At 37.9% G+C, this 22184-nt stretch carries 20 protein-coding genes; 8 read left to right on the forward strand and 12 right to left on the reverse strand.

Annotated elements, in window-relative coordinates:
* Positions 1 to 184: 184 nt before the first annotated feature.
* From SJY09_RS03045 to SJY09_RS03055, 3 genes are all read left to right on the forward strand, one after another.
* A complete protein-coding gene (locus SJY09_RS03045) occupies positions 185 to 865 on the forward strand; it encodes a DUF4331 family protein (RefSeq protein ID WP_396637485.1) in 681 nt (226 codons plus the stop codon).
* A 26-nt stretch (positions 866 to 891) separates the two neighbouring features.
* Positions 892 to 1668: a DUF4331 family protein gene (locus tag SJY09_RS03050; protein WP_396637486.1), complete on the forward strand. Its 777-nt coding sequence runs from the start codon at positions 892 to 894 to the stop codon at positions 1666 to 1668.
* A gap of 83 nt (positions 1669 to 1751) precedes the next feature.
* Positions 1752 to 3029, forward strand: a complete 1278-nt coding sequence (locus tag SJY09_RS03055) for a hypothetical protein (protein ID WP_396637487.1) — start codon at positions 1752 to 1754, stop codon at positions 3027 to 3029.
* A 395-nt stretch (positions 3030 to 3424) separates the two neighbouring features.
* Here SJY09_RS03055 and SJY09_RS03060 read toward each other — a convergent pair whose 3' ends face one another.
* Complete coding sequence (locus SJY09_RS03060; protein WP_396637488.1) at positions 3425 to 5674, reverse strand: RND family transporter; 2250 nt, start codon at positions 5672 to 5674, stop codon at positions 3425 to 3427.
* A gap of 110 nt (positions 5675 to 5784) precedes the next feature.
* Between SJY09_RS03060 and SJY09_RS03065 the strand changes: the two genes are divergently transcribed.
* Complete coding sequence (locus SJY09_RS03065; protein ID WP_396637489.1) at positions 5785 to 6882, forward strand: BamA/TamA family outer membrane protein; 1098 nt, start codon at positions 5785 to 5787, stop codon at positions 6880 to 6882.
* A 6-nt stretch (positions 6883 to 6888) separates the two neighbouring features.
* On the opposite strand, the gene SJY09_RS03070 is transcribed toward SJY09_RS03065, so the two are convergent.
* On the reverse strand, positions 6889 to 7677 hold the full coding sequence (locus tag SJY09_RS03070) for a DUF547 domain-containing protein (protein WP_396637490.1): 789 nt from the start codon (positions 7675 to 7677) through the stop codon (positions 6889 to 6891).
* 219 nt (positions 7678 to 7896) lie between these two features.
* Between SJY09_RS03070 and SJY09_RS03075 the strand changes: the two genes are divergently transcribed.
* Complete coding sequence (locus tag SJY09_RS03075; protein ID WP_396637491.1) at positions 7897 to 8601, forward strand: TIGR04283 family arsenosugar biosynthesis glycosyltransferase; 705 nt, start codon at positions 7897 to 7899, stop codon at positions 8599 to 8601.
* Positions 8594 to 9655 (forward strand): VOC family protein, encoded by a 1062-nt coding sequence (locus SJY09_RS03080; protein WP_396637492.1) that lies wholly within the window; start codon positions 8594 to 8596, stop codon positions 9653 to 9655. The genes SJY09_RS03075 and SJY09_RS03080 overlap by 8 nt, the downstream gene beginning before the upstream one ends.
* A gap of 10 nt (positions 9656 to 9665) precedes the next feature.
* On the opposite strand, the gene SJY09_RS03085 is transcribed toward SJY09_RS03080, so the two are convergent.
* The 9 genes from SJY09_RS03085 to SJY09_RS03125 form a co-directional block, all read right to left on the reverse strand.
* Positions 9666 to 9851, reverse strand: a complete 186-nt coding sequence (locus tag SJY09_RS03085) for a hypothetical protein (protein WP_396637493.1) — start codon at positions 9849 to 9851, stop codon at positions 9666 to 9668.
* 42 nt (positions 9852 to 9893) lie between these two features.
* Complete coding sequence (locus tag SJY09_RS03090; protein WP_396637494.1) at positions 9894 to 10691, reverse strand: anti-sigma factor domain-containing protein; 798 nt, start codon at positions 10689 to 10691, stop codon at positions 9894 to 9896.
* Positions 10692 to 11225 (reverse strand): RNA polymerase sigma factor, encoded by a 534-nt coding sequence (locus SJY09_RS03095; protein WP_396637495.1) that lies wholly within the window; start codon positions 11223 to 11225, stop codon positions 10692 to 10694.
* Positions 11226 to 11295: 70 nt separating this feature from the next.
* Positions 11296 to 11898 (reverse strand): superoxide dismutase family protein, encoded by a 603-nt coding sequence (locus SJY09_RS03100; RefSeq protein WP_396637496.1) that lies wholly within the window; start codon positions 11896 to 11898, stop codon positions 11296 to 11298.
* A gap of 63 nt (positions 11899 to 11961) precedes the next feature.
* A complete protein-coding gene (locus SJY09_RS03105) occupies positions 11962 to 12456 on the reverse strand; it encodes a YdeI/OmpD-associated family protein (protein WP_396637497.1) in 495 nt (164 codons plus the stop codon).
* A 161-nt stretch (positions 12457 to 12617) separates the two neighbouring features.
* Positions 12618 to 13841 (reverse strand): alpha/beta fold hydrolase, encoded by a 1224-nt coding sequence (locus SJY09_RS03110; protein WP_396637498.1) that lies wholly within the window; start codon positions 13839 to 13841, stop codon positions 12618 to 12620.
* The gene (locus SJY09_RS03115) at positions 13838 to 14569 is read right to left on the reverse strand and encodes a DUF2490 domain-containing protein (RefSeq protein ID WP_396637499.1); all 732 of its coding nucleotides are present in this window, start codon (positions 14567 to 14569) and stop codon (positions 13838 to 13840) included. The genes SJY09_RS03110 and SJY09_RS03115 overlap by 4 nt, the downstream gene beginning before the upstream one ends.
* Positions 14570 to 14661: 92 nt before the next feature.
* Positions 14662 to 16596, reverse strand: a complete 1935-nt coding sequence (locus SJY09_RS03120) for a S9 family peptidase (RefSeq protein ID WP_396637500.1) — start codon at positions 16594 to 16596, stop codon at positions 14662 to 14664.
* Between the two features lie 82 nt (positions 16597 to 16678).
* Positions 16679 to 19906 (reverse strand): hypothetical protein, encoded by a 3228-nt coding sequence (locus tag SJY09_RS03125; RefSeq protein ID WP_396637501.1) that lies wholly within the window; start codon positions 19904 to 19906, stop codon positions 16679 to 16681.
* A 142-nt stretch (positions 19907 to 20048) separates the two neighbouring features.
* Here SJY09_RS03125 and SJY09_RS03130 point away from each other — a divergent pair, with 142 nt between their 5' ends.
* Together SJY09_RS03130 and SJY09_RS03135 are read left to right on the forward strand one after the other, a co-directional pair.
* The gene (locus tag SJY09_RS03130; protein WP_396637502.1) at positions 20049 to 20735 is read left to right on the forward strand and encodes a hypothetical protein; all 687 of its coding nucleotides are present in this window, start codon (positions 20049 to 20051) and stop codon (positions 20733 to 20735) included.
* 175 nt (positions 20736 to 20910) lie between these two features.
* Positions 20911 to 21444: a hypothetical protein gene (locus SJY09_RS03135; protein WP_396637503.1), complete on the forward strand. Its 534-nt coding sequence runs from the start codon at positions 20911 to 20913 to the stop codon at positions 21442 to 21444.
* A 2-nt stretch (positions 21445 to 21446) separates the two neighbouring features.
* Here the strand turns inward: SJY09_RS03135 and SJY09_RS03140 are convergent, their stop codons facing one another.
* Complete coding sequence (locus SJY09_RS03140) at positions 21447 to 22040, reverse strand: methyltransferase domain-containing protein (RefSeq protein ID WP_396637504.1); 594 nt, start codon at positions 22038 to 22040, stop codon at positions 21447 to 21449.
* Positions 22041 to 22184: the final 144 nt, after the last annotated feature.

The raw sequence follows: 22184 nt of genomic DNA on the forward strand, positions 1-22184 counted from the left end.
AGACCCTAGATAACTATACATTATTAAAGTATTAAGCAAATTGGGATTGGTAGATGATTTAATGGTGTATATCTGAAGCTATTTGGACCGTTTTAGATTTTAACGTTTTTTAACATTTAAAAACAAACCTTCCATATTTCATCTCGTAAATAAAGGTGATTCTAATCTAAAAAATTTTAAAAGAATGAAAAAATCAAAATTAATTATGGGCCTTGGAGTAGCAGCAGTGGCGGGTGCTTTATTGGTAGCGGCAGATCACATTGATGCGCCAGGTTCTATGGGAACAACGGCTGATATTGCCGATTTTTATGCGTTTGAGCCTACAGAGGGTTCGGATAACACTGTATTTATTGCCGATTTACAATCTAACGTAGTAGATGGTTTGGCATATGGTACGTTTGACGAGAATATCTTAACCGAAATAAACATTGATAGTGATGGAGATTTGGTAGAAGATTTGGTAATTCAAGCAATACCAAGAGATGGTGTAATGTATTTTTTCGGACCTGCCGCACCTAGTGCAACAGGGTTAAGTGGTCAAATATTGGTAGATATGCCTTTAGGTTCCGTAGCTATTTCTGGAGATACTGAGGTAATTGAAACTACTGCGGATGGTGTTTCTTTGTTTGCTGGTCCTCGTCAAGATGCGTTCTATTTTGACTTTTTCCGTTTCAATGAGGTACTAGCCCCTTCACCCGAAGATAACTCAGGTTTTAATGTGCCGGGAGAAGATACTTTTGATGGCGCTAATACCATGTCCATTGTAGTGGAGATACCAAATAGTATGTTGGGAGAGGCTACTGCTACGAATGTAATAGGCGTACCGGTATACAATACTTGGTTAACTACAAACGTAAAACAATAATTACAAAAGAATTTAAAATAAAGGATATGAAATTAAATAATATAAAATACGCACTTTTTTCTCTTGGAGCAATTGCCTTAATGGCATCTTGTAACAATGATGACGGACCAGTTATTGAGCCAGAACCAATGGCAACTTGTGATGATGGTATAATGAACGGTGATGAGACCGGTGTAGATTGTGGAGGTGCTACCTGTATGCCATGTGAAGTAGCCATGATGGATCCAGATTTTACAGGGACCTTTACACAAGTGGATTTTATGGGAAGGCCGGGTATTAATACCGTATTAGGTGCCGATGGAGATGCAAAAGACGCACATAATGTGTCCATACCTTCGGAACAAGCAGCTGCTTTTCAAGAAGCTTATGTTGCTCGTTTAGAAGCACTGCATGATGCTTACGCTATTGCTTTAGGATTAACCGCAGAAGATGTTGATTATCAACCGAATATTTTAGGTGATATTTTAAATGGCCCTGAGAACGACGGTTTCACCAACAACCCAGTTACTGCAGAAGTGCTAATGTCCGTTTTGGCTACAGATGTGCTACAAGTTGCTCCAGGCAATGCAACGACCTATTTTAATGCTGGTTCTGGTGCTCCAAATTACGAGGGAGCTATTGGTTTAACTGGTAGAACGTTACAGGATGATGTTATCGATGTTTCCTTAATTCTTCTGTTCGGAGGAGGTAACGGTGCACGTTTTAACGGTCAAGATGGACTTCCACAGTTAGTTACTGATGGTGTAGGGTTGACCGCTGACAATATTACAACTACTTTTCCGTATATCGGAGCTCCTGAATAAGCTATGAAAAGGAGTATAAGGGAGAGTTTTAAACTCTCCCTTATTATTAAAAAGTAAAGCTTAAAATACCAAAAAAACAAACAATGAAATATCTACTATACATACTTTCTATCTTAGTATTGTTTTCGTGTAGTTCTAAGATTGAAAAAGGAATAGCGAAGGCAGAAGACTACAATAAATTCTTGAGTATTGACAGTATTACCACTACATCAAAATATTTTGAGTTGTGGAATTCAAAAATAAAACCGGATAGCTCACAACTCTTAAGCTTTGGAAACGTATCAGGTGAATATAGCCGCTATTTTAAAAAAACAGGTGATATAGCATATTTAAAAAAAGCGGAGCAATCGTTAACCAAAGCAGTAGAGATTGCAAATATCAACAAAGAAGTATATCGAAGAGCCTTGGCCAGAAATTATATTTCCCAACACCGTTTCCAGGACGCCTTGCTGATGGCAAAAGAAGCTGAAAAAATTGGAGGTGGTAAAAAAGACACACAGAGTTTACTTTTTGATATCCATATGGAATTAGGAAACTATGACCTCGCTGAAGAATACCTAAGTCGCATTAAAAATATGTCAGATTTTGGGTATCTCATTAGAGTAGCCAAATGGAACGATTACAAAGGAGATTTAGACACTACAATAGCTTTTATGGAAAAAGCAAGGGAAAAAGCAGTGTCTTCTAAGAATAAAGAATTGATGCTCTGGAGCTATACCAACTTGGCGGATTATTACGGTCATGCCGGTAGAATAGAAGATTCCTATAATCATTATTTGAAGGCGTTGGACTTGGATGAAAATAACGCATATGCTAAAAAGGGAATAGCGTGGATCGCTTTCTCTTACGATAGAAATCCTGAGGAAGCTCTTCGGATATTGGATTCGATAACTAAAAATTATAGTGCTCCGGACTACTATCTGTTGAAAGCGGAAATTGCGGATTATACAGGTGACAATTTAAGCCGAATGGAAAATTTAGACCGCTATTTTTCCAGTGTTAAGAATGTGGCCTATGGGGAAATGTATAATGCTTATAACATTAATCTATATTTAGAAGAAACAGCACAATACCAGAAGGCATTGGATTTGGCAAAGAAGGAGGTTGCGAATAGGCCCACCCCAGAATCGTTTAGCTTGCTAGCCTACAGTAACCTTAAAATGGGTAATAAAAAGGAGGCAATGAAAATAATCGATACAGCCGTTATTGGTAAAACTTTTGAACCTGCCTTACTGTACCACGCGGCTGAAATTTATAAGGCTAATGGAGCTACGGAGAAAGTAAAAGAAATTAAGGGAGAGTTGCTAGGCGCGATTTACGAGCTTGGCCCCACTATGGAAAAGAACATCCAGAATTTGTAATTTTTTGCCCCTCCCGAATGCTAAAGAATTGCCTTTCTGAGGTATTCGGGATTTACAACTGGATGGTTTTTAGGTTGGATTGTTTTTTGGTTAACGCCACGGTCGAAAGACTGTGGCGTTTTTATATCGTGCATTTCATCGAAAATTAAGCTTTTTTTAAGACTAGTATAGATGAAATACATATATTTATCGACCAAATGCATAATTTAAAATTTTAGGTAAGCCCCAAGCGACTTAAAATACTAAATGAATTTAACCCAAGTAGACCGCTTTAAATAATAAGGTTATGGAATATCTTCTTTTTTCTTTATGGATATTAGCAATGGCTGTAATGGTTGGCAAAACTATTATTGCCTATAGAGCTCTTCAAAAAACATTGAATAGAAAGAATAGTATTATTTAGTCTTAATCAATTTTCTTATCAATACCGGAAGTAATAAAAGGTCCAATATAAGGGCGGTTACCAGGGTTACACTTATAATGATACCAATAGTAATACTGGGCTGGTGAATGGAGAATAACATCACCATAAAACCAAAGAACAGTATAATGGTAGTTATTACTAAAGCTCTACCGGTTTGTACAAAAGTCTTTTCCAATGCCTTTTCCTGGCATAGTCCTTGCGCAATTCCTAATTTATACTTTCCGAGGAAATGAATGGTATCATCCACAGCTATGCCAAAAACTATTGCAAATACTACAGATAATGATGCTTCTAAGGGTATTCCCAAGAACCCTAAAATACTACCTGCAAACACTATGGGCAATAAATTAGGAACCAACGAAATAAGAAACATCTTAAAATTTCTGAAAACAAGAACCATTATAATGCCTATGACCAGTAATCCATAAAGCAAACCCTCAAGTAAACTAGTACGGATATATTCAGCGTTTTTATCCAATAACATACTTTTACCCGTAACCTTTACCTTAACAAGGTTGGTATCTAACTCGCGTGATGCAAATGCATCTATCTCCGTATAAATTATTTTAAGACTATCCGTGCCCACATCTTGGAGCTTTCCATTGATACGGGCTATCCGTTCCGTGGGATTTACAAAACGGGCTAACTGTTTGCGTGCTAACTTTTTTGCATCTTTTTTATAACGTTCAAAAAGAGGCTCGTTACTAGGGAGTGTGAAATATTCCGATTTATTTAAATGATGAGCCTTATTGATAATTTTGTAGGGCAGGTTCGCGGATTGTAAATTACCAATGCTCTTAATCTCTTTCAAGTAAGTAGTCAGTTTTTCAATTTCTTGAGCAACGGAATAATCCGTAACCTTAGCTGTACCTTGTGACATTACTGCGATTTCCAAAGGCCTAAAACCAGAGTAATTCTTTTGGAAAAAATTAAAATCCGCCGCTATTTTACTCTCATTAGGTAGCGTTTGTTTAAACTCATAATTTGTGCTAATAAGGCTAATGCCCAGAATACAAAGTAGTGTAAAGATTAATGTTCCGGAAAGTATTGTTTTAGGATAATTTTTAGTAAATACATTGATATAGAGGAGATAGTTCACCCATTTCTTAGAAATACTTTTTTGACCTATAAGCACTTTTTCAGGTATGCTTATTAAAAGAGAGCCAGTAAAGAAGATAACCGTTAAATAGGCAACTATAACTCCCATAGCCGCATTTATACCAAAATCTTGGATACTTACTAATCTTGAGGATAACAGGGTAATAAAACCAATGGCCGTTGTAATAGATGTTAAAAGCGTAGTGAGTCCCACCTCCTTCAAGGAGGAAGCTATGGCGGTATATTTATGGAGTCCACCTTGTATTTTTCTAATAAAACTATCGGTGATGTGAATCACATCGGAGGTACCCACAATGAGCATCAATACGGGATAAAAAGCAGCCATGGCATTTAATTCTTTTCCCAATATGGCTAATAAGCCCATGAAAAGTAAAAGCGAAAGTCCAATGGATAAAACAGAGATTAAAACAACGGGTATACTCCGGTAGACCAGTAATAGTATAATGAAAACTAAGATACTTGCGACCAGTGTTGTTTTTAAAACCTCACTCTTTTGCATTTCTACAATAGCTTCATAGAAGAAGGCCCTTCCGAGAAGATGATAATCGCTTAGTTGGTTGGCTTTAAGAGCTGTACGTATCTGACTCAGTAAAATTTCTGATTTTTCGTAATCCAAATCATCGGCCGTTTGTAGTGCAAGAACCAAAGAGCTTGCTTTCTCGTCTATCAATACGTTAACGAATAATTCGTCCTCCTTTATTTTTAACCAATCTTTTTCATACTGATTTTTGTCATCGCTATGAATTATAGGAAGTGTGGTATAACCAAATGATGTTTTTAATGGATAAGATAGGGTGGTGATAGAGGTGCTTTCGGTAACGTATTCAAAGCTTTTACTTTCCTCGGAAAACTGGTGAAACCTATTAAGAAAATTTTGTTCAAAGACGGTACTGTCAGCTTTAACAGCGATTAATAGAAAGTTGTCGTCCGTCCCGAATTCTGAAACATATTCTTGATAAAATTCTAAATCTGGGTCTTCCTCTGGGAAAAACTGACTAAAATCAAAAGAGAATTTTAGATGCTCTAGCACTGAGACTGATAGTATGCCCAAGCCAATGAAAAGAACAATGAATATTTTTTTATAAACAGAAAAGCTATTCATGAAATGCGGTTGGAGGCTTTATTCTAAATCTTCCTGCGAAATTAATCAAACTATAACAGTTTTATCCTAAAAATATGTTTGAAGCGAGTGGAAGTTGTTAAATTGTAACGATGAAAAAGAATTACTTGGTGGTAGTGCTACTTTGTGCTTTGATGAGCTCTTTATGTGGGAATGCACAAAAACGGAACAAAAAAGTCAGGGATAGCACCAAAAATTTTCAATTGACCGCCCTTCCAGTATTATTTTTTCTTCCGGAGACGGGCCTTGGTTTTGGAGGACTAGGACTTTCTACCTTTCGGTTAAAGGGAGAACCAAAAGGATCAAGACCAAGTTCCGTGCAGTTGGGCTTAACCTTTACAAGTAAAAAGCAGTTGTTGTTCTTTATGCCCTATGAAATTTATTCGGACAATGAAAAGTGGCGTTTTATAGGCGAATTAGGATACTATCAGTATTTCTATAATTATTACGGTAGGGGAGTTAACTCGGAAGAAGAAGATTTGGAAACTTATGATGCGGATTTTCCCAGACTACGCTTTTCGGCACTCCGAGAAATTTTACCCGGTATTTCTGTAGGTATGGGTTATGAGTTTGATGGATACAATGTAATAAACCTAAAGCCAGATGGACTCCTAGAAAACTCCAATGAAGTAGGTAAGGAAGGAGGTACGGTATCTAACCTCGGATTGGTAGCCTTTTATGATACTAGGGATAATATATTTTTTCCCACCAAAGGTTTCTTCCTCCAGACCAGCGCTTTCACTGCTATGAAGTTCTTAGGTTCCACTTTTTCCTACAGTAAATTAGAAATTGATGCGCGGTACTATAAACAACTGAAGGGGAACCATATTTTGGCAGGTAATCTATTCCTTGGTACCAGAAGTAAAAACACCCCTTTTCTTGATTTAAATTCCTTGGGTACTAGGCGCACAAGGGGTCATAATGCCAGACGTTTTCAGGATAATGCGGAGCTTAGCGCTGTGGTAGAGTATCGCTTTCCCATTGCAGGTAGGTTCGGTGGCGTTCTTTTTGGCTCAACAGGAACGGTTGCCCCAACCTTGGGAGATACTTTCTCCTCTGGATTCAGAAATGCAGTAGGTACAGGTTTGCGGTACATTGTAAATAGAAAAGAAGGTACGCGCATCCGCGTTGATTATGGAATTTCACCCGAAGGCGGGCAATTTTATTTTACTATCAACGAGGCGTTTTAGCGCTAATTATAGCTCAATATAATTATCTAAATCTAGGGTCCAATCGTAGTTTTTGTAACTAATATCGATATCCTTGGTGGTTGGAATAAGTTCTAAATTCTTAAGTATTTTCTTTACGCCACTCTTACCTCCAAAATCTCCCCTAAACCAACTAAATAAGGACGTGACCGCTACTTCCTTTTTGGATTCATCATAAACTGTGGAACCGGAAAGGTATTTTTTTGTTCCCTTATTAAACTGTTCATCAAGTCGTTCCCATTCATAAATCGCCACAGGAGGGCAGTCTTTGGCACCACAGTTTAATGCGAAATGAATACGGTAATCTCTTTTATCCACACGAAGTTTACGTTCCAATTTATTTGGAAACCATTTTCTAATTCTACCCAGGCCATATTCCCATTGAGATTTCCTAATAATACCATGCTCTATTTTAGCAAAAGAAATAGTGTCACCGGCAATGGGTATCTGTTCGTTCTTGAAAAAATTACCTCTATCCTCATAGAGTTTAGGATTGTCTTTTAATATTTCTAAGATGTAAGCATTGTAGACATTAACCCAGAAAGCTAGTTTTTTTTGATCGTTGTTTAAAGCAAGCTCAAAATCTTTGAGGCTAGCATTAGCAAATACATCCCTTATTTCTTGGGTATCTTCCTCATTTAAAGCTTTTGCTAGAAACTTCTCTGATAATTCATTATAATCAATACTGGGTGTAGTAGCATTTTGAGCTGTTATATTATTTTTACAAGCAATGAGCATAATTGCTACAAGAGAAAAAAAGAAATAGGTATTCTTCATGATTTTTTTACTTTGTTTGTACTCATTTACGTAAAGATAGTACTACAGGTTTGGAAAATAAGTCGAAAAAGAACGAGAACCTTTCATTCTATAAACAATGTCTTTTTAAATTTAAATTTTAAAACCCTTTCCATTCTAATTACGTAGATTGAACTGAATTATATGCAGACATTGTATTTTAAGTATATCGGTAGTACAGTTTCTCCAATATTGTAGTTTATGATAAGTATAATAATACCCGCACACAAAGAAAAACCTAACCTTATACAGTTGGTGTCATACCTTGGGAACGTGGAAAATGCTAGCGCGTCTGAAATTATTATAGCCCAATCCCCAGATTGCTGTGAAGACATAGCCAACTTGGCTAACGGCACATCCGTAAGTGTCGTAAAATGTGAGAAGAAGGGTAGGGCTTGTCAGATGAACGAAGCGGCTAAGCAAGCAAAGGGAGAAATATTGGCCTTTTTGCATGCGGATGTTAAACCTCCAAAGGCTTTTTTAAACAATATAAAAAATACCATAGAAGATGGGTTTGACGCTGGTTTCTTTTCTTATAAATTTGATAGGGATAGTTTTTGGCTTCGTATCAACTCTTTCTTTACCGCTAAAGATGGTTTATTCACCGGTGGTGGTGACCAATGCCTCTTTATTCGTAAATCGGTTTTTACGGCATTAGGCGGATTCGATGAAAAGCAAGTGCTAATGGAAGATTTCGAATTTTTCAAACGAATGAAAAAAAGTAAGATTCCCTATACTATTGTCAAAAACGACTTAGTTGTTTCTGCGCGTAAATATGAAAGCAATTCTTATCTAAGGGTAAACCTTTCCAATTTACTTTTGGTAATACTTTTTAAACTAGGTTATCCTAGCGAGAAGCTCAAATTTCTTCATAATAAATTACTCCGCACGCCTTATAATGGATGAAAGTATAAATGGTATTCAGCAAATAGGAATTGGTGTTCACGATACCAAAGCGGTATTTAACTGGTACCGAAAACATTTAGGCTTCGATATTCTGTTGTTTAAAGATGAAGCTACAGCCTCCTTAATGACTAGATATACTTTAGGAGAACCGCAAAGGAGAGATGCGTATTTATCATTGAATATGTTGGGCGGTGGAGGTTTAGAAATTTGGCAATTTAAGGATAGAATACCGCAAGGTCCTAAGCATCCGATTTTACTGGGTGATTTGGGAATCAATGCCATGAAGGTTAGAACCTCCGATATTCATAAAAGTTATTCGGAAATTACGGATCTAGGACTTTTTGGGATAACCGAAATTTCGACAACAAGTTATGGAGAACTATATTTTTATTTTAAAGATCCGTGGAACAATAAGGTACAGTTAGTTCAGGATTCGTATACCTTTGGAAGCAGTGAAACTGGTATTGGAGGGGTTTTGGGTGCTGTAATCGGTGTGTCGGACATGAACGCTTCCCTAAAGTTTTATAAAAATTTATTGGGATATACTCATATAGTTTGCGACGAGGAAATTGTAATTCCTGTAGATGCATCGAAAACGATTAAGGAAAAATTTAGAAAAGTAGTGCTAAAGCATTCCAGAAAAGGGATTGGAGGATTTGCAGAACTACTTGGACCTACTCAAATAGAATTAGTACAAACCTTAGATAGGCAACCTGAAAAAATTTATAAGAATAGACTATGGGGAGATTTGGGTTATATACATATTTGTTTTGATGTACAGGGTATGGATATCCTAAGACAAAAGGCAAAGTCGATGAATCATCCCTTTACGGTAGATAGTGCTCAAAGCTTTGATATGGGAGATGCCGCTGGTCATTTTAGTTATGTAGAGGACCCGGACGGTACCTTAATAGAACTGGTTGAAACCCACAAGGTTCCCATATTCAAAAAATTAGGCTTGTACCTAAACTTAAAAAATAGAAAAGCGGATAAACCCTTGCCAAAATGGTTGGTTAAAACTCTGCGTTTTCATAGGGTTAGCAAAGACATCTAGAAATTAAGTCTTACTCATTGGATTTAGTGGTGCGGATAAGACCAATACCCGAAAAGAAGAATATAGCCCCTAGAACACCATAAACAATTAGAGCTTTCGTGGTTCCTGTACTATTACCAAATAAAATTGCCGCATATACCAAACCGCCAATACCCAAAAGGGTTAAAACGGTTCCAAAAAGTTTCTTTAAATCCATGGCGGCAAAATAAGAAAATTTATGTTCGAGAAAAAATTATTATTATGAAGCGGATACCGCTCCCAAGGTATACAATTGCTCCAATGTTGGAGATTCACTACCTCCCGCAGGTTCTAATGTAATTCCAAATGCCTCTGAATCGTTAGGGTTCTCCAAGGTGAAAACTTTATTCTCGTCAGTGTCAAAATTGTCTAAGAGCCCCATATTGGTCGGCGTTAAAGGAGATAACTTTAATGACCAGACTTGGTACACAAATCCATCAGGAGGTTCTGGTAAGCCTTGTGCATCGATAAATACTTTTTGTTCTTGTTTGTTCCAATAGGCTTTGGCATAAGAAGTTGGGGATACCGCTTGCCCTCCAAGGGGGATTACGGTTATGTCCCTATCCCTTAGCGTGGTTAACAATTCTTTTGTTTTTTCCAGGGAAGTGTCAGATTCCGCTATTTGTGTCTCTAATAACATGTTCTGCTGTTCAACTACTTCTAGTTCAGATTTTAATGCTTCATTTTGATTATAAGTCCAAAAGAGTCCAATAGCCAATAGGATGGAAGCCGCCCATCCAATATATTGTGATAGGTTGGTGCTGGGTTTTTCCAATGGTACAACCTTAGTCTCCTCAGGTATATGAAGAGTTTCCTTAAGCCTTTTAAAAGGATATGCACTAACAGGAGTCGCTTTTTTGGATAATTCCAGAATAGCAGCTTCAATAGCCTCAATTTCAGCTCGAATAGCTGGATACTCATTTGCATAGGCGTTTATTTCCAGATTTTCTTTTTCTGAAAGTACACCTGCAACGTAAAGTTCCAATATTCCTGACGCTATGTACTGTTCTACATCCATTTATTTCGCATGCATATTCTCCCGCAGTTGGGAAATACAACTTCTATTTCTTGTTTTAACCGTGCCCACTGGTATTTCCAATTCCTCAGCCGCCTCTTTTTGGGTATAACCTCTAAAGTATAGGAGTTCTATAATTTGAACACATTTTTCTTTAAGATTTTTCACCAATCTTCTTATCCCTGAAGTATCTAAACTATTTTCAGCTTCTTCAGTGTGAGTTAAAATACCTACGAAGTAATCAGCGGAAAGGTTCTTTTTTTGATTTTTATACGACCTACTACGTACTTCATCGATAGCGGCATTTCTAGCGATATTCAATATCCAAGTAAAAAACCGCCCTTTTGAAGAATTATAACTTTCAGCATTATTCCAAATTTTCACGAAAACATCTTGGCAAATTTCCTGAGACCTACCTTCATTACGTACAATGGTTTCAATAACACCACATATATTATCTGCATACATGCCATAGAGCGTTTCAAAGGCGGAAGCATCCTTGTTCTTAAAACGTTCTACTAAAGTATTTAACTGCATATATTGTGCTATCTAAAAGCGAAAAATTAGAAAAGCCACTATAAAGCAGCTTTTCTTGAAAGGGTTTTATTTATTGAATTATTCCTGTACAACTCACCCGTGCCCCAGCAGCACCACTTGGTTGCGAGGTGAAGTCATCGATACCTTGGTGTACGATTACGGCTTTGCCTACAATGTTTTTATTTTCATCATCACATCCAATACACCACTGGTCCGTTTCAAATTCTTTAATGGCATTACCATCTGCGGCTGCAACAAAATTACCGATGTCCCCTTTATGAAATCCTTCATCAGCACCCCATTTGCCATGTGGTTCGTTCGTTGGATTCCAGTGACCACCAGTTGATTTACCATCAGCGGAAGAACAATCCGCCGTTTGGTGAATATGAATGGCATGCTCACCTTCGGTTAATCCGCTTAAATTCGCTACCATCTTAACCGTTCCGTTTTTTTCGGTAAAAGTAACCTCGCCCTTTACATTACTATCACTTTTCGGCTCCATCGTAAATTTGATGCTCTGAGCCATTACTTCTTGTTTTACTTCCTCTACAGCATCTTCGGCTTCTTTCTCTGCCGCTGCTTTACCGTCCTCATATCCTTTTTTAAAGTCTTTACAACTTACAACTGCTAATAGTGCCATAGCAGCTAACGGGAGTTTAAATATCATTTTCATTTTCTAGTGTTTTTAGGTTTACTTTCTAAAATTAAGGAATTATTAATGGGATATGAACTCTTATCAAAATGATTTTAGCATTAACCGATTATCCCGTACACCTCTTTTTAGATTTTCACATACCAATAAAGCCTTATCTATTTTGGTTTGTGAGTTCTTATAGCGTGCTATTGCATAGATAATTCCTCGTTTTTTACCATCCGTTAGGGCTTCAAAAATTTCAAAAGCCTCAAAGTCACTTAGTAAAACAGCATCGAGTTCCTCTGGCATAGTAACCCCATACTTTGAAGTATCCTCGAAGAATTGCAATTTAAAATAATCATTGGGAAAGACACCTAACTCCTTTTGATATCGCTTGCCGAACATCATGTAATGACTACCATTTCTTTTTTGAATAGCAGCATGAAATGAGAGTTCTTTGCCTTTATAAGAAGCAAGAGCTTTGACCCTTTTTAATTTTTTTTCTAGGAATGGTGCTATAATGTCTTCGGGTAAAAGCAGAGAATAATAATTTCCCGTTATGGATATTTCAAAAGATTTGCTTTGTAGTAGTGCCAATTTTTATTTTTTTATCAACCATCAACCATCAACCATCAACCATCAACCATCAACCATCAACCATCAACCATCAACCATCAACCATCAACCATCAACCATCAACCATCAACCATCAACCCTTGCCCTGAGCGTAGCCGAAGGGATCAACCCTTGTCCTGAGTTTAGTTGAAGGAATCTACCAATTTCGTGATTACCTGGGTTTCGCTATGGAGGGTTTTATGAACGGGACACTTATCCGCAATCTGCAGGATACGCGCTTTTTGTTTTTCATCTAAATCACCAATTAGTGTAATCTCTCTATGAAAGGTGTCTATTTTAGCGCTATCGGTTTCGCAATTTTCACAATCCTCAGCGTGCGACTTTGCATAAGAGGTATGCACCTCTACTAAATCTACCTTCCAGTTTTTACGTTTGGTATACATTTGTATAGTCATGGCTGTACAGGCTGATAAACCTGCGGATACAAGTTCATAGGGAGACGGTCCGTAATCGTTACCACCAAAATCTTTGGGTTCATCCGCAATCATAAAATGGTTGCCCACCTTCATATTTGTTGTAAACCCGTCCTCAAAACCTAAACTGGCCACAACCTGATGCTTTGTTTTAAGGGAATCATTTTTTGGAACGCTCACATAGCGTTGGGACCAACCGGCAATAACTTCACCAACATATTGAGAGTCTTCCTTTCTCATAAGTAAATGGTCAGCGCCATCTAAGGACACAAAACTTTTGGGATGATGTGCGGCTACATAAATTTCCTCGGCATTTTTTATACCCACTGTATCATCTTGTGGAGAATGAAGTATAAGCAACGGTTTACGCATATTTTTTACTATGGTAGGTAAAGACTTATTCTCCAAATCATCCAAGAATTGTTTTTTAATAGTGAAATCCCTACCACTTAAATTAACAGTGGCTTTACCGCTTTCTTCTATTTCGGATAAACTACTTTTAAAAAGGTGTTGTACATGTACAGGATTTGAAGGTGCACCTATCGTCGCTACTGCCTTTATGGAAGCTATTTCTGCTGCTGCGAACAAGGCGGCAGCACCTCCTAAGGAATGACCTATAATAAGTGTGGGAGCGCTAAAATTTGCTTCAAGATGGTCTGCAGCGGCTATTAAATCGGATACATTACCGGAAAAGTTGGTATCGGCGAAATCGCCATCACTCTCGCCCAAACCTGTAAAATCAAAACGAAGTACGGCAAAACCGTTCGATGTCAATGCTTTTCCGATATTCTTTACGGCCAGCAGATTTTTAGTACAAGTAAAGCAGTGTGCAAAAATTACAAAATTATGGGGGTGTTGGTCCACCGGCATTTCTAAACGGCCCACTAGTGTTTGCCCTTCTTTGTTCTGAAACCTTATTTTTTGAAGACTCATTTTTTCTTTTTCTTGAATGCACCTCTTAAGTCGGGATTATAGAAGACACCTATCTGTAGACGATCGAAATTTACGGTTCTAAAATGATTTTTTAAATAACCTGCCTGTACACTTAGGTTTTCGGTAACGTTAACACCGAGTGCGGCATATAAACGGTTTTGGTCAAATACTTCTCTTTGTAGGTTAATGAAAATTTCATCATAAAAATTCAGAAAGAAAATATCCGTTAATGGCAGGGTTACTTGCAAACGATATCGTGCACGGTGGTCCGTTCTATTCTCGAACTCGGGGTCACTTTCCTCACCAACTGTTATAAATCGTTGCTCCAGTCTGTAACGGTGTTCAAAAAGCACTTCCCAAACTTTATCCTTTAAAATAAACTGCTCGAAAATACGATGTTCGTTCAACCTTAAATCATCGGTCAATATATCCCCGAAAATTATACGATTATCAGAAAAATTGGGATCAGTATTAATATAGGCATAACCAAAGGTTGCCATGGCGTCCGGATTAATATGATAGTTGAGACCGGTTCGCAGCAGCAATTGATTAAAATTCGTGGCTTGCTCGTAATACCTTAATTGTGCTTCGGTATGAATACTGAACTTTTCCGATACCCTATTGGTTCCAAAGTACATATGCCAAGAACCTAGGTTGTTTTCTCCGTTCTCTTGGGCATTTAAGGCAACCTGAACAATAACGAGTAATAGTAAAAAGATTTTTTTCATAAAATAAAAGCAATTTTAAGCCTAGTTTCTATTCGGCTTATGTCCATTTTTAATGAGAAGCGCTTATCGGTTTAAAAACTTATGGAAAAACATTACACATCACTTTCTATATATTCCGTGTCGTCTATGGGGTTTCCTTTGTCGCCTTTTAAGTATATGTTTAAAAATTCTAGCACACGACTGTAGGCTTCAATCTGATTTTCTTTTTTAACAAAACCATGTCCTTCATCTTCAAAAAGCACATATTCTACGGGAACCCCGTTCTTTTTAACACCAGCAACAATTTCATCAGACTCTACCTGAAGTACCCTAGGGTCTTTTGAACCTTGCAATACTATAAGTGGTTTGATGACTTTATCCGTATGGAATAGGGGCGAAATGGCACGCAACCTTACCGAATCTGCACTATTTGGGTCGCCCAATTCTAAATATAGCGCTTCTTTTTGGGCTTCCCACCAAGATGGTATACTGCGTAGCGTGCGTATCCAGTTGGTTACTCCGAACAGATTTACACCTACATCAAATTCCTCTGGAGTATAAGTAAGTGCCGCCATGGTCATATAACCACCATAAGAACCACCTATAATCCCAATTTTTGTACCATCGATTTCCGGTTGAGAGGCCAACCAATTTTTTCCTTCAACACAATCCTTTAAATCTTTATCGCCGTGGTTTAAATCATCCATTTGATAAAAAGTCTTCCCGTAACCACTACTTCCTCTGTTGTTTACGGCAAGAACGGCGTATCCATGATTAACTAGGTATTGTATAAAGGAACTGAATCTTTGTCTGGACTGCCCACCTGGACCCCCATGCACCCAAACCAAGGCAGGTACTTTATTTTCGGCAGTAGCTTGATGAGGTTTATAATAAATAGCCGGAATTTCTAATCCGTCGAAAGATTTATACCGGATAACTTCTGCATTTACCAAATCTTGCGCTTCAATTTCATGATTAAGCACATTTGTCAGTTGGGTCTGCTCCCCAGTTTCCAAGTTATAAACGAAGAGGTTACTTGGAGTGTGCGAACCTCCTGCATAAAAGGTCATTAAGGTTTCATCATCAGAAAAGCTAACGTTACTGATGTCCATCCCAGCAGTTGTGGGCAGGGGTATGTTCTTATCCGTAGCTACCGCTCTAATTTCAATTGTATTTTTTGCATCCTCATTGATATAAGTAATCTGATAGGTTCCTTTTTCGGTAAAATAAGAGCCTGAAATGTCCCAACTACGGGTCATTACCCTTTCTTTTGATTTGTTAGTAATATCATACTTCATTAGCTGAGCAAACTCACTACCATCATCTGTGGTGTAGTACAACGAGGTACCATCCGGAGAAAAATCTTCTGGACTATTTGCACTTTGATTATCGTTGATTTTGACCATTGATTCATTTTCCATATTGTATAAAAAAAGGTCGGCATCATTTGTATTGATAGGTTTTATTAATGGAAGGTATTTTTTATCGTCCGATAGCCCGCCAAGAAAATAACCACCGTCATTCTTGTAAAGCATTTTTGAGGTGAAGGTTTCTAAGTCCATTTCATATAAATCAGTATACCTTGCATCTCTCTTATTTGATGCGAATAGAAAGCTTTTTTTGTCCTTGGTCCAACCATAAAAGTTGGCTCTAGCACCTTCTTGGGGCGTAAGGTCGGTAAGGCTGCCATCGGTATCCCTAACATAGATGTGATAGATTTCATCACCGTTTCCATCCATTCGAAATAACATGCGCTCGTCATTAGGGAAATAGGAAATAGCAAAAATAGAAGTGCTATCCGATTGTGTCAAGGGTTCTACCTGTCCACCGGTTACCGGCACCGTATACATATTATAAATACCTGAACGGTTACTTGAAATAAGTAGTTTGGATTTGTCCGGAGAAAAACTACCACCGCCTATTGCCTCGTTATCCATCATTTGCTCAATGGTATAGGTTTGCATGGTTTCTGCGATAGAAGGAGTTTTAGGCTCCTCTTTACAGGCCCAAACCAAAATAATTGATAGTAATACAGCGAGTTTTTTCATTATGTTTAGTTTTAATTAGCGTAAAAAGAATGGATAAACCTATAAGGCCTCTTAAAGCATTATGGTTTCATAATAGTCATAATCATTCCAAGTTGAAGCGAACCGTCTCTTTAAAGGGGGAAACTTCTAGACTTTCAATGGACTCCCGGTAGGCCTTCCATTTGTCAGTAAAAAAGGAATTGGTCTTGTTCAGCGCCATTTTCAATTCGTCCTTGGCATACTTAATCAAATCTCTTTCTGTTTTTGTGATGCCATTTTTGCGCGTGCTAGAATAGTAACTCGCGTTTCCTATGCGTTGCATTACAGTAATCTCAGGATTACGTGTTATACCTTGGCGTTTATCTACTTTACCAATATACAGCGCTACTACAGAATCAATTTGTTTTACGATATCCTTGGAAGCTTTAATTTGGTCTTTGAACTTTTTCTCGTCCATTTCCTTAAGTTCCTTGCTATATTTTTCAGCAATCACTTTACTTTCTACCAATTGAGAAACAGCATCGGCCGCTGATTGGGTCATTTTTTCGATTTCCTTTCCGGTTTTATAAACTTCGGTAATTGAGGCCGTATTAACATTAAGCCTTGGGTCCGATTTTACCGTTATGGTCGTTTCGTCCGTTAGCTCACCAAAATGCATCTTAATGTTATACGAACCTGGTTTTACGTCTACGCCTCCAGGCTCTTTCTTATTCTTTACAATTTTTCGAGATGGTCTGTCCGGGCCTTTTTCATCCATATTCCAGTAGATTCTATGGAAACCGGCCTTTTCGGGAGTTTTGTACTTTAGTGTCCGTATTAATCTATCACCCTCATAAAAATCAAACTGAATGGAATCCTTTTTCTGAATTCCGCTGAGCGCTTTGGAAGTAGACTCGTTATCTCCAGAACTATCTTCCTTTTCTTTTTCATCAGTTTTATCTTTTTTCATATCCTTCTTACCTTCTTTTAAATAATAGGTAATCATAGCGCCAGACTTTCTATTTTCGGCATTGTACATGGCATCGCCACCAAACCTGCTTCCGGTCGGCTGTTGATAGGCAGCTTGGTAGGCTGTTGGAGGCGTAAATAGTTTCGCATCATTATTTAGGATACCACTATTACCAGCAAGAGCTCGGAGTGGTCTAATATCATCCAACACCCATGCCGCACGACCAAAAGTTCCGATAACCAAGTCGTGCTCTCGTGGATGAATCACCAAATCTTTAGTAGAAACGGTTGGGAAGCCCTCCGTCCATTTTTGCCAGGAAGTGGCACCATCCAAGGAAATGTATAAGCCATCGTCCGTTCCTAAAAATAAGAGGTTCTTGTTTTCGATATCTTCAACGATACTAAGCACATAACTTTCTACATCCGTATCATCTACGATTCTAGACCAAGTTTTGCCGTAGTCCTTTGTTCTATATGCATAAGCGGTATAATTGAATCTTCTGTAATCATTGGCCACCAGCAAGGCCTCACCTTTATTTTTATTGGATGCTTTAATTTGTGTTATCCAACTGCCTTTTGGTAAGCCTTTTATATTTTGAGTTACTTCTGTCCAAGTGGCACCTCCATTTTGGGTGTAATGCACACGACCATCGTCTGAGGCAGTCCATAACATATCTTTTTCAAGTGAGGAAGGCTCAATAACTAACAGCGTACAATGATTTTCAGCTCCTGTGGCATCCATGGTTAGTCCACCACTTTCGCTTTGTTTTTGTTTTTCAGGGTCATTGGTCGTCAAGTCAGGGGAAATAACGTCCCAAGTTAAGCCCTTATCCGTACTTTTATGCACAAATTGACTTCCAAAATAAACCGTACTATTATCAAAAGGGTCCTGCCCAATAGCAGCGTTCCAATTAAAACGTAGTTTGGTATCTGCATCCGGTGGGGTAGGACGTACAATATAATTATTACCAGTTTTCCAATCATATCGAGCAACGAATCCTTGCTGACTCATGGCATAGCCATATTGCGAATCATCCAAATCTGGCACCACATCAAAACCATCACCAAAAGCAATTTCTTGCCAGTAGCTATTTCGAATCCCTTGGTCCCTCCAAACATAGGCAGGTCCTCTCCAAGATCCATTATCCTGCATTCCGCCATAAACATTATAGGGATACTCGTTATCGACATTGATATGGTAAAACTGTGCTACGGGAAGATTACCGATAAAGCGCCAAGATTTTCCGCCATCCTTTGAGATATTTAGGCCACCATCATTACCGTCCATCATAAACTGCCCATTTTCCGGATGAATCCAAAAAGCATGATGGTCTGGATGTACCCCATTGTTTGCTCGGTATGCCGGCATTAATTGCGTGAATTTTTTACCTCCGTCTTGGGATACATTTACATAGGTAAATACAGAGAACACCCGATTTTCATTTTCAGGGTCCACATAGATTTCAGAATAATAAAAAGGTCTATTTCCAATATCGTCTTTGTTGTTGATCATTTTCCATTTGAAACCACCATCTTCAGACTTGTAGAGTGCATTCTTTTTTGCTTCTACTAGGGCATAAACTACGTTCGGTTTACCCGGAGCAATAGCAATTCCAATTCTTCCGAGATCTCCTTTTGGGAGTCCATCTTCATCACTTAATTTTTTCCAGTTTTCTCCTCCATCATGCGTCATATATAATCCACTACCCGAACCACCGGATTTAAAAAACCAAGGGTCACGTTTATGTTCCCACATGGCCACTAACAGTTTGTTAGGGTTGGTGGGGTCCATGACCATATCCGCAACTCCTGTTTTATTGTTCACAAAAAGTATTTTCTCCCAGCTTTTACCACCATCGGTGGTTTTGTAAACACCCCTTTCAGCATGTTCGCCCCATGGGGAACCTATAGCACCTACATAAACGGTATTAGGGTCCGTGGGGTCAATTTTTATTCTATGGATGTGTCTTGTTTTTTCCAGGCCCATAGCTTTCCAAGTGTTGCCACCATCTAGGGATTTATAAACACCATAGCCACCGTTTAAACTGTTTCTAGGGTTTCCTTCTCCTGTACCGACCCATAAAACAGAAGGATTGGACTGTTGTATGGCCACAGCTCCAACCGATGCGGTTACCTCCTTATTAAATATAGGTTCCCAAGTAATACCACCCGAATTAGACTTCCAGAGTCCACCAGAGGCGGTTCCTACATACATCATATCCGGATTATTTGTAACTACGTCAATCGCTGTAACCCTACCGCTCATACCACCGGGACCTATATTTCTAGGTTTTAGGTCTTGCATGAGTTTCATGTCCAATTCTTGTGCAACGGTAAATAGGGATGCGAAAAGCATCGAGAGGAAAAATAGCTTTTTGGTCATTCTTTTGAAAGGTTAATTAGTCGCCTAAATATAGGAAAAAGCCAAGGCGTTAAGAAGCGATTTTGTTTTTTAACAACAGGAAAATTAATCTTTGTGTTCGTCTAGTTTACAACAAAATACTTCAAAATACGTTTTCAGCATTATGAAACGGATATTTTTCATCTCTACAGTATTCATTATCAGTCAATTCATAATTGCTCAGGAACCAGAAGGCGTTTGGCTATCCAATGACAATCCTTGGCAGAATTCTGCGAATCTTTCTAAAACTATTCCCGGTAAAACAGTTGTGGATTTTGATAGAAGTTCCATAGGAAATATAAATAAAGAAAATAAAAATAGATTTACCATTAATCGTAAGAGAACCAAGTTTAAAATACAGGGAGTCAAGGGTAAATTGAAAATCGAAAGTGTCGATAAAAATGAAATAGTCTTGAAGGGCTCAAAGAATACTAAATATACATTTGAAAAGTTAGATTTGACTCATAAACTGGAAATGGGTGAAAAAGAATTACAAGATTTTTTGGTGGAGCAGCAATGCGATTTAATTCAGGGAATTCAAGGACAGTTTACCAAGGAGCAGTATTACTTGGATAAAAAGACCAAAAAACCTCGTGGACGCTATCAGTTTATAAATTTCAGTGAACGTAGTAATGGGCATTGGGCTATAAAAACGATACACGGTAATGCTTTTTTAATTTTTGAAGCTGGACAAAATCAGAAAGAGGGAGTTTTTCAAATTACCGCTGTCAAAGTAAACGGATTCACCTTACTTCCGCTACAAAAGGACAATCCTATGAAGAATTTAACAGCTATTAAAACCTGTTTGTAAGGTAAATGCCATGGAAGTTTTGCTCCTTTAAGCTAAAGAAATTGTTCACTCTTCGTATAGCCTTTCAGATACTTGAAAAGCAACTAATATGCTGTATTCTAATATTTTATCGATTGGATGTGTAACAAGAGCGTCTCTAGGACGTCTTATGGTTACATCAATCAAATCAAATCTAATGCATAATCAACTTAGTCAAAGACTTCGTCTTAGCCTCACTGTAATTGTAACCCTTTTGATATGGGCGCATATTAGCTGGGATTATTTTCATGGTGGTGTGCCCATACATTACATTTTGCATAGCGACGATATGCCAGGTATTCCAAATTGGTGGGGAGGTATCGTATTACCCATATTTACATATTTTCTGTTGTACCGTATTGCTTTACGTTTAAATAAACCTAATAATATAGATTCACTGAAACTTGTAGGATTACGTTTTATGGCGGGATTGGTATTTGCAATTAGTATATCGGTGACGTTTTTAAATGGAATTGAAGTTACTGATTATATCATGGGTCTAATATTCATACTGTCACTTATATTTCCATTACATAAATCCGAATTCTTTTTGGGTTGGGTACTTGGTGCCTCATTTGCTTTTGGAGCAATTATTCCTATTGGTTTTGGCGGTATATTGTGTCTAGTATTCTTTATTATTTATAAATTGGTGAATGGGCTCAAAAGAGTACTCCTACCAAAAGAGAAATAACACTACTTTTTCATAAATATTCCGAACAGTTCTTTTCCCCGCCTTGGCGGAATAGAGTTGTAGCAGGCTTTAAAAGTTATGGTTTTTAGATAGGTTTCCAAATAGCTTAGGTATAGATTTTTATTACCTCCGAAAGGACGCTTTTCCATATCTCCCGTTAAGGGAAAATTAAACCAAACACCCACAAGTTTTCCAGTAGCCGCAAGAAGACCAGCCATTTTTTTTGCATACCTGTGGCGGTTCTCATCTGTGGGTACAAAAGAACAGAAAAAGGTTTGTTCTAAAATCAGGTCATACTTTCCTTGATGTTCAAAAAAATCTCCTCGTAGTAGTTGTTTCGGGGGGAAGTCCGGAATTCTCTCCTGAAAAGCAATCAATGGAACTTGGGAAATATCCAATATGTAAATATTTTTGAACCCATTTTTCCACAAATACTCCGCTTCATATGCATTTCCTGCTCCGGGAATTAGTATAGAAATAGTCTTTTCATGCAATTGATTGATATAATCCTTTAATGGAGTTGAGGGATAACCAATATCCCAACCTGTGCTTTGATTTTTGTAACGTGTGGTCCAGTAATCTTGTTGATTTTCCATAAGTGAATGAAATCCTTATTTACATTGAATTCTTAAAAGTAATTCAAAAGTGAAGTAGTTCATAAACTTTGGGAGATTGAAATCATTTTACTTTTCCTAAACCCCTAATTCCTCTATCTACACATTTCCCCTTTGTACTATTGT

The sequence above is a fragment of the Maribacter sp. R77961 genome, from assembly GCF_044594925.1.
Classification (GTDB): domain Bacteria; phylum Bacteroidota; class Bacteroidia; order Flavobacteriales; family Flavobacteriaceae; genus Maribacter.

Coding starts and splice junctions, on each gene's coding strand:
- SJY09_RS03045 (WP_396637485.1), top strand. CDS start 185: ATGAAAAAATCAAAATTAATTATGGGCCTTGGAGTAGCAGCAGTGGCG.
- SJY09_RS03050 (WP_396637486.1), top strand. CDS start 892: ATGAAATTAAATAATATAAAATACGCACTTTTTTCTCTTGGAGCAATT.
- SJY09_RS03055 (WP_396637487.1), top strand. CDS start 1,752: ATGAAATATCTACTATACATACTTTCTATCTTAGTATTGTTTTCGTGT.
- SJY09_RS03060 (WP_396637488.1), bottom strand. CDS start 5,674: ATGAATAGCTTTTCTGTTTATAAAAAAATATTCATTGTTCTTTTCATT.
- SJY09_RS03065 (WP_396637489.1), top strand. CDS start 5,785: ATGAAAAAGAATTACTTGGTGGTAGTGCTACTTTGTGCTTTGATGAGC.
- SJY09_RS03070 (WP_396637490.1), bottom strand. CDS start 7,677: ATGAAGAATACCTATTTCTTTTTTTCTCTTGTAGCAATTATGCTCATT.
- SJY09_RS03075 (WP_396637491.1), top strand. CDS start 7,897: ATGATAAGTATAATAATACCCGCACACAAAGAAAAACCTAACCTTATA.
- SJY09_RS03080 (WP_396637492.1), top strand. CDS start 8,594: ATGGATGAAAGTATAAATGGTATTCAGCAAATAGGAATTGGTGTTCAC.
- SJY09_RS03085 (WP_396637493.1), bottom strand. CDS start 9,851: ATGGATTTAAAGAAACTTTTTGGAACCGTTTTAACCCTTTTGGGTATT.
- SJY09_RS03090 (WP_396637494.1), bottom strand. CDS start 10,691: ATGGATGTAGAACAGTACATAGCGTCAGGAATATTGGAACTTTACGTT.
- SJY09_RS03095 (WP_396637495.1), bottom strand. CDS start 11,225: ATGCAGTTAAATACTTTAGTAGAACGTTTTAAGAACAAGGATGCTTCC.
- SJY09_RS03100 (WP_396637496.1), bottom strand. CDS start 11,898: ATGAAAATGATATTTAAACTCCCGTTAGCTGCTATGGCACTATTAGCA.
- SJY09_RS03110 (WP_396637498.1), bottom strand. CDS start 13,841: ATGAGTCTTCAAAAAATAAGGTTTCAGAACAAAGAAGGGCAAACACTA.
- SJY09_RS03115 (WP_396637499.1), bottom strand. CDS start 14,569: ATGAAAAAAATCTTTTTACTATTACTCGTTATTGTTCAGGTTGCCTTA.
- SJY09_RS03120 (WP_396637500.1), bottom strand. CDS start 16,596: ATGAAAAAACTCGCTGTATTACTATCAATTATTTTGGTTTGGGCCTGT.
- SJY09_RS03125 (WP_396637501.1), bottom strand. CDS start 19,906: ATGACCAAAAAGCTATTTTTCCTCTCGATGCTTTTCGCATCCCTATTT.
- SJY09_RS03130 (WP_396637502.1), top strand. CDS start 20,049: ATGAAACGGATATTTTTCATCTCTACAGTATTCATTATCAGTCAATTC.
- SJY09_RS03135 (WP_396637503.1), top strand. CDS start 20,911: ATGCATAATCAACTTAGTCAAAGACTTCGTCTTAGCCTCACTGTAATT.
- SJY09_RS03140 (WP_396637504.1), bottom strand. CDS start 22,040: ATGGAAAATCAACAAGATTACTGGACCACACGTTACAAAAATCAAAGC.